At 66.0% G+C, this 12,571-nt stretch carries 11 protein-coding genes and 1 riboswitch; of the genes, 5 read left to right on the top strand and 6 right to left on the bottom strand.

Translation table 11 applies throughout. The annotated features are described in order from the left end of the window. Positions 1-19: 19 nt before the first annotated feature. From AB4099_RS26895 to AB4099_RS26885, 3 genes are all read right to left on the bottom strand, one after another. Positions 20-3,223, bottom strand: a complete 3,204-nt coding sequence (locus AB4099_RS26895; protein WP_441480300.1) for a multidrug efflux RND transporter permease subunit — start codon at positions 3,221-3,223, stop codon at positions 20-22. 8 nt (positions 3,224-3,231) lie between these two features. Further along, positions 3,232-4,344, bottom strand: coding sequence for an efflux RND transporter periplasmic adaptor subunit (locus AB4099_RS26890; protein WP_441480345.1), 1,113 nt, complete (start codon positions 4,342-4,344; stop codon positions 3,232-3,234). Between the two features lie 92 nt (positions 4,345-4,436). After that, the gene (locus AB4099_RS26885) at positions 4,437-5,009 is read right to left on the bottom strand and encodes a TetR/AcrR family transcriptional regulator (RefSeq protein ID WP_441480299.1); all 573 of its coding nucleotides are present in this window, start codon (positions 5,007-5,009) and stop codon (positions 4,437-4,439) included. Positions 5,010-5,562: 553 nt separating this feature from the next. Here AB4099_RS26885 and AB4099_RS26880 point away from each other — a divergent pair. Together AB4099_RS26880 and AB4099_RS26875 are read left to right on the top strand one after the other, a co-directional pair. Next, positions 5,563-6,549 (top strand): ABC transporter transmembrane domain-containing protein, encoded by a 987-nt coding sequence (locus tag AB4099_RS26880; protein ID WP_162768112.1) that lies wholly within the window; start codon positions 5,563-5,565, stop codon positions 6,547-6,549. 179 nt (positions 6,550-6,728) lie between these two features. After that, a complete protein-coding gene (locus AB4099_RS26875; RefSeq protein WP_441480298.1) occupies positions 6,729-8,006 on the top strand; it encodes an MFS transporter in 1,278 nt (425 codons plus the stop codon). Between the two features lie 46 nt (positions 8,007-8,052). Here AB4099_RS26875 and AB4099_RS26870 read toward each other — a convergent pair whose 3' ends face one another. From AB4099_RS26870 to AB4099_RS26860, 3 genes are all read right to left on the bottom strand, one after another. Continuing rightward, on the bottom strand, positions 8,053-8,403 hold the full coding sequence (locus tag AB4099_RS26870) for a hypothetical protein (protein ID WP_441480297.1): 351 nt from the start codon (positions 8,401-8,403) through the stop codon (positions 8,053-8,055). Positions 8,404-8,674: 271 nt separating this feature from the next. Then, entirely contained in the window at positions 8,675-9,052 is a 378-nt protein-coding gene (locus AB4099_RS26865; RefSeq protein WP_441480296.1) for a response regulator, read from the bottom strand. Between the two features lie 196 nt (positions 9,053-9,248). After that, positions 9,249-10,109 (bottom strand): LysR family transcriptional regulator, encoded by an 861-nt coding sequence (locus tag AB4099_RS26860; RefSeq protein WP_113514456.1) that lies wholly within the window; start codon positions 10,107-10,109, stop codon positions 9,249-9,251. Between the two features lie 102 nt (positions 10,110-10,211). On the opposite strand from AB4099_RS26860, the gene AB4099_RS26855 reads away from it, so the two are divergent. The 3 genes from AB4099_RS26855 to thiS all read left to right on the top strand — a co-directional run bounded on the left by AB4099_RS26855 (position 10,212) and on the right by thiS (position 12,571). Further along, positions 10,212-10,835, top strand: coding sequence for an isochorismatase family protein (locus AB4099_RS26855; RefSeq protein WP_113514454.1), 624 nt, complete (start codon positions 10,212-10,214; stop codon positions 10,833-10,835). A gap of 146 nt (positions 10,836-10,981) precedes the next feature. Beyond that, positions 10,982-11,114, top strand: a riboswitch (TPP riboswitch). Between the two features lie 57 nt (positions 11,115-11,171). Beyond that, positions 11,172-12,362, top strand: a complete 1,191-nt coding sequence (gene thiO, locus AB4099_RS26850; RefSeq protein WP_113514452.1) for a glycine oxidase ThiO — start codon at positions 11,172-11,174, stop codon at positions 12,360-12,362. Next, positions 12,359-12,571: a sulfur carrier protein ThiS gene (gene thiS / locus AB4099_RS26845; RefSeq protein WP_113514450.1), complete on the top strand. Its 213-nt coding sequence runs from the start codon at positions 12,359-12,361 to the stop codon at positions 12,569-12,571. Before thiO ends, thiS begins: the two co-directional genes overlap by 4 nt.

Genomic DNA, 12,571 nt, shown 5'->3' with positions numbered 1-12,571 from the left:
TCGACCTCGCGGCGAACCGTCAGGCCGAGGAGCTTGCCGACGTGACCGCGACCCCGCCGGCTGGCTCCTGAGACAGGGCCGGAGTCGCTGCTGCGGGAGCCTCTGCGGTGCCGTCCTCGTGCTGGTCGCCCGGCCGCCTGGTCCTGAGCAGCTTGAGCACGAACACGAAGAAGACCGGTACGAAGAATATCGCGAGCACGGTCGCCGAGATCATGCCGCCAAGCACGCCGGTGCCGAGCGCGTTCTGGCTGGCGGCGCTCGGGCCGGTCGCGATCGCCAGCGGCACGACACCGAGCGCGAAGGCGAGCGAGGTCATGATGATCGGCCGGAAACGGACCTTTGCCGCATCCGTCGCCGAATCCAGCAGCGACCGACCCTCCGCATAATAATCCCTCGCGAACTCGACGATCAGGATCGCGTTCTTGGCGGAGAGGCCGATGATCGCGATCAGTCCGACCTTGAAGTAGATGTCGTTGGGCATCCCCCTCAGCATGACGGCGAGCACGCAACCGATGATGCCGAGCGGCACGACCAGCATCACCGAGAGCGGGATCGACCAGCTTTCGTAGAGACCGGCGAGCAGCAGGAACACGAACAGGATGCTGAGCGCAAACAGCATGGGCGCCTGCGAGCCGGACTTGATCTCCTCCAGCGATTGCCCGGTCCATTCGAAGCCGAACCCGCCCGGAACTTCGGCGACGAGCCGCTCCATCTCGGCGATGGCCGCGCCCGAGGACTGGCCGGGAGCCGGCTCGCCAGTGATCCGGACGGTCGGGTAGCCATTATAGCCCACGATCTGTGGAGCGCCTTTCTGCCATTGCGCGATCGCGAAGGACGACAGCGGCACCATCCCGCCCTGGGCGTTGCGGACGTTGAGCTTGAGCAGGTCCTCCGCCTGGAGACGGTCGCGGTCGCGCCCCTGCACGATCACCCGCTGCATGCGTCCGGCGTTCGGGTGGTCATTGACATAGGACGAGCCGAGATTGGCCGTGATCGTGGTGTTGATGTCGGTGAAGGTGACGCCGAATGTGTTGGCCTTCTCGCGGTCGATGACGAGCAGAAGCTGCGCGGCGTCCGGCATGCCCTCGATGCGCAGGCCCGTGACCACGCTGCTCTTGCCGGCCCGGGCAAGCAGGTCCGCGGCCGCCGTGGCGAGCGCGCGCTGGCCGGCGCCGGCACGGTCCTGGAGGCGGAAGGCAAAGCCGTTCGTCGTGCCAAAACCCTCGATCGGCGGCGGCGACAGGGCAAAGGTCGTCGCGTCCTTCAGGCTGAACAACTGGGCATTGGCCCGGTCCGCCACGGCCTGGGCCGAGCTGTCGGCGCCACGCTCGCTCCAGTCCTTCAGCGTCACGAAGGCAAGCGCGGCATTCGCGCCGTTGCCGGAGAAGCTGAAGCCCTGGATCGCCACGACATTCGCGACGGCTGGGTCGGCCTGGAAGATGCCTTCGATCTGCTTGATCGAGGCGAGCGTGCGGTTGGCGCTGGCTTCCGGCGGGCCCTGGATGTCGACGATGACATAGCCCTGGTCCTCGTTCGGCACGAAGGCGCTGGGCAGCTTGACGAAGAGGTAGCCGAGCCCGACGACGAGCGCGAGATAGACCACCATGACGCGACCGGCCCGCTTCGCCAGGCCGACGACACTGCGGGAGTAGCCGGCGGTAACCCGGTCGAAGTTGCGGTTGAACCAGCCGCCGAGCCCCTTCTTCTCGTGATGTCCCCTAGCGATCGGCTTCAGGAACGTCGCGCACAGCGCCGGCGTCAGCGACAGGGCCAGGAAGGCCGAGAACAGGATCGAGACGACCATGGTCAGGCTGAACTGGCGGTAGATGATGCCGGTCGATCCGGGGAAGAAGGCCATCGGGATGAAGACGCTGGCGAGCACGAGCGTGATCCCGAGGATCGCGCCTGTGATCTGGCCCATGGCCTTCTTCGTCGCCGCCCGCGGAGACAGGCCTTCCTCGGCCATGATGCGCTCGACATTCTCGACGACGACGATGGCGTCGTCGACGAGGATGCCGATGGCGAGCACCATCGCGAACATCGTCAGCACGTTGATCGAGAACCCGGTCGCGTACATGACCGCGCAGGTTCCGAGCAACGCGACCGGCACGACGAGCGTCGGGATCACGGTGTAGCGGATGTTCTGAAGGAAGATCAGCATCACGATGAAGACGAGCCCGACCGCTTCCAGCAGCGTGAGGAGCACCTTCTTGATCGAGGCCGAGACGAAGGGGCTGGTATCGTAGGGAATCGATTGCTCGACGCCCTTGGGGAAGAACCGCGAAAGCTCGGCGAGCTTGTTGCGGATCGCCTGCGAGGTCGCGACCGCGTTGCCGGTGGACGAGAGCTGGATGCCCACCGCCGCGCTCGGCTTGCCGTTGAGACGGCTGCTGAAATTGTAGTTTTCCGCGCCGAGCTCGATGCGCGCGACGTCGCGCAGCCGAACGGTGCTGCCGTCGGCATTGGCGCGCAGCACGATCTCGCCGAACTCGGCCGCGCTCGCGAGCTGGCCCTTGACGAGCACGGTTGCGGTCAGGTCCTGGCTGACCGGGTTCGGCGCGGCGCCGATCTGGCCGGCCGCCACCTGGGCGTTCTGCGCGCTGATCGCGGCCGTGATGTCGTCGGCGGTCAGCTTCAGGCCGACCATCTTCACCGGGTCGATCCAGACGCGCATGGCGCGCTGGGCCGCGAAGAGCTGCGCCCGGCCGACACCCTCGATGCGCCGAAGCTCGCCGAGCACATTGCGGTTGAGGTAGTCGCCGAGCGCGACCTCGTCCATTTGCCCGTCCAGCGAGGTCAGCGAGACGATCATCAGGAAGCCCGCGGATGCCTCCTCGACGGAAACGCCCTGCGTGGTGACCGCCCGCGGCAGCCGGGATTCGACCCGCTTGATCGCGTTCTGGACCTTGACCGACGCCTGATCGATATCCGTGCCGGGCTGGAAGGTCGCGTTGATCGAGACCGAGCCGGAGTTGTCCGAGGTCGACTCGAAATAGAGCAGCCCGGCGACGCCGTTCAGCTCTTCCTCGATCAGGCGGGTCACGCCCTGGTAGATCTCCTGGGGCGAGGCGCCGGGGTAGGCGGTCGAGATCGTCAGCTGCGGCGGCGCGACCTTGGGGTACTGCGCGATCGGCAGGAAGGGCAGGGCCAGCGCGCCGGCAATGCAGATGAACAGCGCGAAGACCCAGGCGAGGATCGGCCGCCTGATGAAAAACTGTGCCATGTCAGGACCTATCGGCTCTTCGAGCCATCAGCATCGGTCGCAGGCGACCAGGGCTCCGGCGCCAGTTTTGCGCCAGGCTGGAGTTTCTGGACGCCGTCAACCGCGACCTTTTCGCCGGCCTTGAGACCGGACAGGACGAGCCAGTCGGAGCCGATGGCCTCGCCAAGCTCGACGTCACGCGCCTCGGCAGTATTGTCAGGCGTGATCACGTAGATCTGGGCTCGCCCCTCCTGCGTGCGGACGATGGCGCGCTGCGGCACGGTGATCGCGCCCTCCCGGACCGCCTGCTCGAGGCGGACACGAACATACATGCCGGGCAGCAGGTCGCCCTTCGCATTCGGGAACTCGGCACGCAGCGTCACCTGACCGGTCGTCGCATCGACGCTGGCACTGGCAAACAGGAGCGAACCGGCCTGCGCATAGGTGGCGCCGTCGTCGAAGACCAGCTCGACACGGGCCTTGCCCGGCTCAGGGCTAGCGAGCTTGCCGGCATCGACCGAGCGTTTCAGCGCCAGAAGCTCCTGAGCCGACTGCGTGAAATCCGCGTAGACCGGGTCGATCTGCTGGATCAAGGCCAGGTGTTGGGGGGCGTCGGCGGTGACGAGCGCTCCCTCCGTGACCAGGGCTGCCCCGATGATGCCGGTGATCGGGGCCCGAACCTCAGTGTAATCCAGGTTGATCTTCGCCTCCGCCAGCGCGGCTTCGGCCAGCCCGACATCCGCGTTGGCCTGGGCGAGCGCCAGTTCCGCGTTCTCGAAATTGATCCCGCTCGCCACCTCGCGCTCGCGCAGCGTCTTCTGGCGCGCGAGTTGCTGTTCGGAATTGGCCTTGCCGGCCTTGGCCTTCTGCAGGGCGGCCTGCGCGCTCGCGACCCTGACCTCGAAAAGCTTGGGGTCGATCCGGTAGAGCACATCCCCCTGCCTGACGAGCGTGCCTTGCTGGAAGACGCGCTCCAGCAGGATGCCCGAGACCCGGGCGCGGACCTCCGCGACACGCGTCGCGGCAATGCGGCCGGGCAGGTCGCGCACGACCGGAACGGCGCGCGGCTCGACCTGAAGGACGGCGACGGCAGGCGGCGGCATCCGGGACGGGTCCTGGGCGTTCGCTGCCGCCACCGTCATGGACAGGATGACCGCGACGGCGCCAAACCGGCGCAAAAGGGATTGCTCCCCGACCTTCGACAGGCGGGAAGGGGCAGAGGCAGATTGGGAATTCATGGGGAAGCCGGATTCTCGGAGATGCGTTCGAAGATGCTTTTGATGCCGTTCAGGATGGCGGCGCGTTCGGAAGGCTCGAACTCGCGGAACCCCTGATATTCGATGGACGAGAGCCCGAAGAGGGCGAGATAGGCCATCAGGGACGCGAAGGGCTTTTCGGTCCCGGCCTGGATCGCGTCGAGGTCGCGGGCGAGCCAATCGCGCATGCTGCGCTGAAACGCGTCCTCGTGGGAGGCCGCCGCGCTGACCGCCATCGCAATGGCGCGTTCGTCCGCGGAAGGCTGGCCGGCGGCGGTGGCCTCGATCCTGCCGAACAGTTCGGGATTTGGGGTGGCAACGGCTGCCGCCACCGCGGCGGCAACCTTCTTCTCGTCGGCCTTGATGATCCGCCCGATCAGCGCCTCCAGCACGGCGCCCTTCGACTTGTAGTCGTAGAGGACGCTGGATTTTGCGATGCCTGCCTCCTTGGCGACGGCATCGATCGAGAGGCCGGCCGCGCCGCGGCTGAGGACCACCCGCTCCGCCGCGTTCAGGACCTCCTCCGGATCGTGCTTTCTGTGTCTGCCCATGGCGTTCCCTGGCGAAGGCGGGAAACCGGCTTGCCCTCATCGCGATAATTTATATACGAACGGTCGTACTGAAACACAACCCCTCGCCGCTGAGGAGGCGAGGGGCGGGAACAAGGTATTGGCGGCCGGTTTCGACGCACGGTGACGGACTGGTCCGTCCATCGCCCCATGCGTGCGCCGGTCTCATTAATCAGAACACGCGGATTGCCCGAACATTGCCAACCGGGCGCGCGTGACGTTGATCGCCGGAGGGCAGCGATCAACGGCGGTCGCCGGCACGGGCCGCGGCCGCGCCCGGAGAATGTCGGCTCGGTGCCGCGCAGCTCTCCCTTTAGCGCCCGCCATGGCCATACCCGCGCGGGTTCGCATTTTTATGAGCTCTGCCTCGAACTCGGCAAAAGTTGCGGTCAAAATCATAGCGAGAAAGTGGAAGCTACCTGCCTGGTCTGGCGTGTCTCCGTTCAGGCAAGCGCATGATGGGGCGAGGCCCAACGCCGGAACATGTCTGCCAGGCCGTTCGTTCCCTGTCGTCCAGGCGTCGACAAGGTCCCCCGTGAGCAGCATCTTTCTCCCCCTTCTCAGGCGGATCAGGCCGAGCGAGGCGTCGGCTCCGGCGATCGCGTCCGACCAGACGCTGAGCCGCTTCGTCTGGCGCGCAAGCGGCGTCCACCAGTTCTATGTCGGGCTGATCGCGATAGCGGTGGCCTTGCTGAATTTCGCGCCGATCGATCTGCAGAGGAGGATCGTCGACGTCGCGATCGCCGACAGGGACGTCCGGACCCTGCTTCTGATGGGGGCAGCCTATCTCGCGATCGTCCTGATCCAGGCCGCGTTGAAATATGCGCTTCTCGTCTATCAGGGCTGGGTCAGCGAAAGCGTCGTGAAGAACTCGCGCGACCGTTTGACGATCGTTGCATCCGAGCGCGTCTCGCCGGACGAACACACCAGCGGACAGACGGTCAATGTCATCGGCCGGGAGATCGACGGTGTTGGCGGCTTCGTCGGGGTCGGTATCTCGGAATTCGTCGTCAATCTGACGTTTCTCTGCGTGATCATGGCCTATATGCTCTATATCCAGCCGCTGATTGCGCTGATCAGCCTGGTCTTCCTGCTGCCGCAGATCTTCCTCGCGCTCTATATGCAGGCCGACCTCAACGTCCTGGTCGAAAGGCAGGTCAGCCTGGTGCGCAAGCTCGGTGATGAAACCGTCGCCCAGACCGGCAGCCACTCCAGGGAAACGGCGAGGGAATCCGCCACCATCCGTGCGATCTTCCGCAATCGCATCCGGTTCTACTTCCTGAAATACGGCCTCAAGACCTTGCTCAACATCGCAAACGCGATCGGACCGCTGATGGTTCTCGTCGTCGGCGGCTGGATGGTGATCCACGGACGGACCACGATCGGCACCGTCGTCGCCTTCATGTCGGGCCTGGAGCGCCTTTCGAACCCCTTGCGCGACCTGCTCAGCTTCTACAGGGAGTACCAGCAGGCGAAGGTCCAGTACCAGATGATCGGGCGCTGGGTCGAAGGCAAGACCTGAGCCGGGTCGGGGAGGTTCCCCATCTTCGCGCATAGCGCCAGGGCTGCCGAATGGTCCGGCCTCCGTGGCTCCCCGGCGGAGCATGGCCGAGGCGTTTTTTGGGAATGCTACGGCCGGGACCGAAGCATTTATCCGCCCGATGCTGCCATAAGCGCCTGAGCCGCGTCAGGAGCTTCATCATGTCCTCTCTTTCAGCGAAGCCGCCGTTCTTCGGCTGGCATATCGTCGCTGCGACCTTTGTTCTGGCGGTATTCGGGTGGGGCGTCGGTTTCTACGGGCCGCCGATCTACCTGCAAACCGTGGTCGAACGGACCGGCTGGTCGGTGGCCTTGGTCTCTGCGGCTGTCACCCTGCACTTTCTGGTCGGGGCGATCGTCATCGCCAATCTGCCGCGCCTCTATCGAAGCCTGGGTGTTCCCATGGTGACGGCTCTCGGGGCGGCCTTGCTTGCGACCGGGGTCGTCGGCTGGGCGATGGCCAGCGAGCCGTGGCAACTCTTCTGCGCGGCTCTGTTGAGTGGCGTGGGCTGGGTTGCGATGGGCGCCGCAGCCGTCAACGCGATCATCTCCCCCTGGTTCGTGAGGTCCCGCCCTGCGGCTCTCTCGATGGCCTATAACGGAGCCAGTATCGGCGGCGTGATTTTCTCACCTCTGTGGGTCGCTCTCATCCTCGCCATCGGTTTTCTCAAGGCGGCGATCGTGGTTGGCGTGACGATGGTCGCCGCTATTCTTGTCCTGTCGATTCTTGTGTTCTCAAAGACCCCCGAGCGACTGAACCAGTTCCCTGACGGCATTCGGCCAGGCCCAGTTCCGGCCGCGGTCAGCGCTTCGGCTGTGGCGGCCATGCCAAAGGGCTCGCTGTGGCGGGAGCGTCGTTTCCTGACGCTGGCGGCAGGGATGGCGCTGGGTCTGTTCGCCCAGATCGGCCTTCTCGCCCATCTGTTCTCCCTGCTCGTCCCCGCCATCGGGCCTCAAAATGCCGGGTTGGCCCTGGGGGGCGCAACGATCGCCGCGATCGCAGGCAGGACGGTGGTCGGCCTTGTCATGCCTGCCTCAGCGGACCGTCGTCTCGTCGCCTGCGCGAGCTATGCGGTCCAGATCGCGGGGTCATTGACCCTCCTGATCGCGGGCGATGCCAACGCAACGCTGATGATCATGGGCGTCATTCTGTTCGGTGCAGGGATTGGCAATGCCACATCCCTGCCGCCGCTCATCGCACAGGTCGAATTCGGCAAGGCAGACGTTGCCCGCGTCGTTCCACTGATCGTTGCCATCGGACAGGCGAGTTATTCCTTTGCGCCGGCCGTGTTCGGCGCTCTGCGGACGATGTCGCCAACCGGATTGTCGAGTTTCGATGGAGCCGCGCTGTTTGCGGTCGCCTCCGTGGTGCAAGCAGCCGCCATTGCCTGTTTCCTATGGGGGCGCCAAAGGCGCTCGCTGCCAGGCGGGACCGCATGATTGGGGGCAGGCCCCTTGTGACCTGGCAGGGGCGAACCCTGTGCGGCTAGCTCTCGCCGCCTGCGTCGGACAGCACCCTTGCCGGCAAGGGAAGGACGGCCGCTCTCTGGCCGTTTTGCGTGGCCAGCCATTTCAGATAGCGCAGGCGGGCCGCAACCGTGTTGCTGCGATGGGTGCTTTGCAGCCACTCCAGATACTCGGCGGGGCGAACGGTGATGATCTGGACGGTCTTGCCCTTGGCCAGAAGCAGCTCCGTCGCGGCAGCGACCTGGCGCTTCCATTCGGAATAGGAGCGGGGGATCCTCGGGTCCTTCCCGGCCATGTCCAGCAAGGCAGGAAAGTCATCTTCTGAATACCACGGTACCAGCACGGTGTCGTAGTAGTCGAATTTCCGCATGCCTGTGTCCGCCCAGCAATCGGAAAGCGTCGCCCGCCTGCGATCCTACCAGTTCTCCGGCTGATTTACGAGTTGCGCGCAGTGCCTCATCGGCTTGCGCGCGGGCGAATAGCAGCAGATTTCTCGATGTCCGGTCTGCGCCGTCACGAAGGATGCAAACCCCTCGGTCGTGCGCGGAAGGCCGTTTCAAGCCCGTTTCCTGGGCACTGTCCCGATCCCGCCCCGGCGCGGGAACCGGCCGTTTCCTTCGCGCCTGGTCGGTCAGGCGCGCCTAGGCGCTGGCCGGCAAGGATTTCAGCGTCCTGATGATCTCGCTCTCGGAATAGGGTTTTCGAAAAAACCGGGCGCGCTCGGGCAATTTCTGCGGGTCGACCCGGACATGGCCCGAGGTCACCATCAACCCGATCGGCGGCCATTTCTCGCGCACGACCTCGACCAGTTGCAGGCCGTTCAGCGAACCCGGCATCTCGACATCGGTGAAGAGGATGCGGACATCGTCGCGTTGCTCCAGAATGGCCAGGGCCTCGTCGGCGGTCGCTGCCTCGACGGCGAGGTACCCGGCCTCCTCGACGAGCAAGGCCGCATACATCCTGATGATCGGTTCGTCCTCGACGATGAGAACAACCGGCTTTTCCGCGTCTGTAGGCACTGGGCTTCTCCTGAACCGCCTTCTTGTCGCGACGGTAGAGGTCCAACGGCTCATGGTCCGGAACGTTCCGCCGTCGCGCCTGCTTGGGCGCTACGGACAATGCAGGCTGTTGGCGCGGCGGGCGGAGCGCTCCCTCGTGAAGTTGCCCGACTGGCCGCGCGTGCCGGCAGCGGAAGCGGAGAGCGGGTGAATAGGGTCAGGCGAGGTGCTTCAGCAGCGCCTTGACGGCGATCGATGGTGTCACCGAGCGCGCCTGCAACGCCGTCACTTCGAGCTGGTCCATGGGATGTTCGGGCAGGATGCGAGTGAGGCTTCCGGCTGCGATCGGGGCATCCGCCAGAAAACCGGGCACGAGGGCGATACCCAGGCCGGCACACGCCGCATGGCAGGTGACGGACATGTTGCCGGTGCTGATATGCCAGCGGACGCGGATCGACTGGTTATCGACCGTCCACTGGTCGAGATCGCTGCGGGTCAGGATGCCGCGATGGTTCGCAAGCTCCGCCACCGCCCGCGGTGTCCCGGCACGCGCGAGATAATCCGGCGAGGCGACCAGCCACATGTCGATGCGTTCGAGCAGCCGGCCGCGCAGGTCGCTGTCGTCGAGCCGGCCGAGCCGGATCGCAAGGTCGAAGCCGCCGGCCACGATGTTCACGAGCTCGTCGCCCAGGCGCAGGTCGAGGCGGACCGCCGGATAAAGCTGCTGAAACGTGAAAAGCTTTGGCGCCAGCACATGCTGGCCATAAGCGACGGGGGCTGAGATCTTCAGCGTCCCGCTCGGGCTTGCATGCTCGGCGAGCGTCTCGACCTGGGCGAGCTCCGCATCGCGCACGATCGGCCGAACGCGCTCGAAATAGCGCCGGCCCGTGTCGGTCAGGCTGAGCGCCCGTGTCGAGCGCAGCAGCAGGGGCGCGCCCATGCGCTGCTCCAGCAGCGCGAGCTGGCGGCTGACCGTCGCCTTGGGCAGGCCAAGCAGGCGGCCGGCGGCGCTCAAGGAGCCGGATTCGACGATCCTGACGAAGAGAGCCATGCCGGAGAGGTCGACAGCGTCGGTCATCGTTCCAGATATAGAACGCCGGCGTTTCAAAGGCGAGGCTACTGTTCCATATGGCTGGCGGCCATAGTCGTTGCATCACCCGCCCTTGATGAGGAGCGACCGATGAACGCGCCCGCCAAACCTTATGCCCCGCTGACCTCCGACAATGCCGCGCTCATTCTCGTCGACCATCAGGTCGGGCTGATGAGCGGTGTGCGGGATTATTCCACCGGCGAGCTCAAGCACAATGTCGTCGCGCTCGCCAAGGCCGCCCAATTGCTGAAATTGCCGATCGTGGTGACGACGACGGCGCGCGATAGCATGTGGGGACCGACCTTTCCCGAACTCGTCGCGGCGCTGCCCGGCGTCACGATCCTGGACCGGGCCTCGGTCAATGCCTGGGACGACCCGAAGGTTGCAGCCGCGATCGAAGCGACGGGGCGCAGGAAGCTGATCTTCGCCGGCATCTCGCTGGAGGTGTGCGCTGCGTTCCCCGCCATGACGGCGATCGGCAAGGGCTATGAATCCTATGTCGCTGTCGACGCGTCGGGCACGTTCAGCGAGACGAAGCGGCAGGCCGGGCTGCTGCGGATGGTCCAGGCCGGCGTGGTCGTGTCCGACTATGCGACCCTGATGGTCGAGATCCTGAAGGACAATACTCACCCGCAAGCCGGGGCCGTCTATGGCGCGCTCGACATGCCCTGGGCGACGCTGGTCGGCCAGATCGCGCAGGCCTACGGACGATAACCGGCCTCCCGTCGGCGCACGAGCGTCAAGTCGAGAGGCTTCGATGGCCCCGCGAAGATTCCGGCCCGTGGCCCTCCAGCCTGGGTCCTCCCGACATTTGTGTCGGGTTGGCTCTTGACCTCGCTGCTGCCCCGGCTCCAGACTGCGCGCATTCCAGGGAGATCCCCGGCAAGGGGCTGAGAAACCGCTGGCAGACCGGGTGTTCCCCGGAAAGGCGCGCGGAAATCCTTCGAACCTGATCCGGCTCATACCGGCGGAGGGATGGAGCGTCGAGGCACTTGCCGGCAGCCGAAGGGCTGCCAGATCTCCTTACCCGAGCTGGGCGAGGAGTTTGCCATGCGCGGCCCGCCACACACCACCCTTCGCCGATCTGGCGACGATCCTGGGCCCGTCGCCTGCGAGGTGCCGTCCTCCACCGATATCGCCATCATTGGCGGTGGCCTGATCGGTTTGTCCATCGGCTGGCGGTTGGCCCGGCGCGGGTTTGATGTGACGGTTTTCGAGCGTGGCACGATCGGACAGGGAGCAAGCCTTGCCGCGACCGGCATGCTGGCCGCGGCCGCCGAGCTGGAGCCGGGCGGCGAGGACCATCTGCCGCTGGCGCTCGAAAGCCAGCGGCTCTGGCCGGTTTTTGCACGCGAGCTCGAAGCCGATGGCGGGCTCGGCATCGACTATCGCCGGGACGGTGTCCTGCTGGTCGCGCTGGGGCGTGAAGAGGTCGAGCGCCTGCGTTTCCGCCATGACCTGCAACGGCGCGCCGAGGTCGAGGCGGCATGGCTTAGCGGGGCGCAATGCCGCGAACGCGAACCCGGGCTGAGGCCCTCGGTCGTTGCCGGCATTCTCTGCCCCGCCGACCATCAGGTCGATCCGCCGCGCGTCATGGCGGCGCTGCGACGCGCCTGTCTCGCGGCCGGAGCGCACCTGGTCGAAGCCTGCGAGGCCGAGCCGGAGCTGGCCGGGGGCCGCGTTCTCGGCGTCTCGACGCCGCGCGGACTCTGCAAGGCCCCGGTCGTGATTGCGGCTGCCGGCGCCTGGACCCGATTTCAGGGGCTCGACATCCCCGTCCGCCCGCTCAAGGGCCAGTCGCTCGCGCTCCGCAGCACGCCCGGGACCGGTACGCTCGCGCGCGTCGTCTGGACCGAGCAAGTGCATCTCGCCCCCAAGAGCGACGGCACTCTCCTGGTCGGCGCCACCATGGAAGAACGCGGCTTCGACGACAGCGTGACTGCTGGCGGCGTCTATGCCCTGCTCGACGGTGCCCGGCGCGCACTGCCCTCGATCGAGGAAATGCCGGTCGAGGCGATCTGGTCCGGCTTTCGCCCGACCTCCATCGACGATGCGCCGATCCTTGGCGAGACGGGGATATCGGGCCTGCTCGTTGCGACCGGGCATCACCGCAACGGCTATTTGCTCGCCCCCGTCACGGCAGCCGCGATCGAGCAACTCCTCGTCGAAGATCGCATCACGGGACCGGCCGCTTCATTCGGCCAGGCGCGCTTCACCCCAACTCTGGAGGCAATCTCATGAAACTCATCATCAACGGCAAGGACCGCGAGAGCGCGGCCGAGAATCTGGCGGCGCTTTGGCAGGAGGAGACGTCCGAGCTGGACTTGCCGGGACCGCAGGGCTTCGCCATCGCGCTGAATGGCACCGTGGTGCGGCAGGTCGACTGGGCGCAGACGCCTCTGTCGCGCAACGACCGCGTCGAAATCATCCGTGCCTTCGCGGGAGGCTGA

Origin of the sequence: Allobosea sp. 2KB_26, from assembly GCF_052115715.1 — a bacterium.
GTDB lineage: Bacteria > Pseudomonadota > Alphaproteobacteria > Rhizobiales > Beijerinckiaceae > Allobosea.
This window is presented reverse-complemented; position numbering and strand designations above follow the sequence as displayed.

Excerpts from the sequence above, each read along its gene's own strand:
- AB4099_RS26895 (WP_441480300.1), bottom strand. The coding sequence starts at position 3,223 with ATGGCACAGTTTTTCATCAGGCGGCCGATCCTCGCCTGGGTCTTCGCG.
- AB4099_RS26890 (WP_441480345.1), bottom strand. The coding sequence starts at position 4,344 with ATGACGGTGGCGGCAGCGAACGCCCAGGACCCGTCCCGGATGCCGCCG.
- AB4099_RS26885 (WP_441480299.1), bottom strand. The coding sequence starts at position 5,009 with ATGGGCAGACACAGAAAGCACGATCCGGAGGAGGTCCTGAACGCGGCG.
- AB4099_RS26875 (WP_441480298.1), top strand. The coding sequence starts at position 6,729 with ATGTCCTCTCTTTCAGCGAAGCCGCCGTTCTTCGGCTGGCATATCGTC.
- AB4099_RS26870 (WP_441480297.1), bottom strand. The coding sequence starts at position 8,403 with ATGCGGAAATTCGACTACTACGACACCGTGCTGGTACCGTGGTATTCA.
- AB4099_RS26860 (WP_113514456.1), bottom strand. The coding sequence starts at position 10,109 with ATGACCGACGCTGTCGACCTCTCCGGCATGGCTCTCTTCGTCAGGATC.
- AB4099_RS26855 (WP_113514454.1), top strand. The coding sequence starts at position 10,212 with ATGAACGCGCCCGCCAAACCTTATGCCCCGCTGACCTCCGACAATGCC.
- thiO (WP_113514452.1), top strand. The coding sequence starts at position 11,172 with ATGCGCGGCCCGCCACACACCACCCTTCGCCGATCTGGCGACGATCCT.
- thiS (WP_113514450.1), top strand. The coding sequence starts at position 12,359 with ATGAAACTCATCATCAACGGCAAGGACCGCGAGAGCGCGGCCGAGAAT.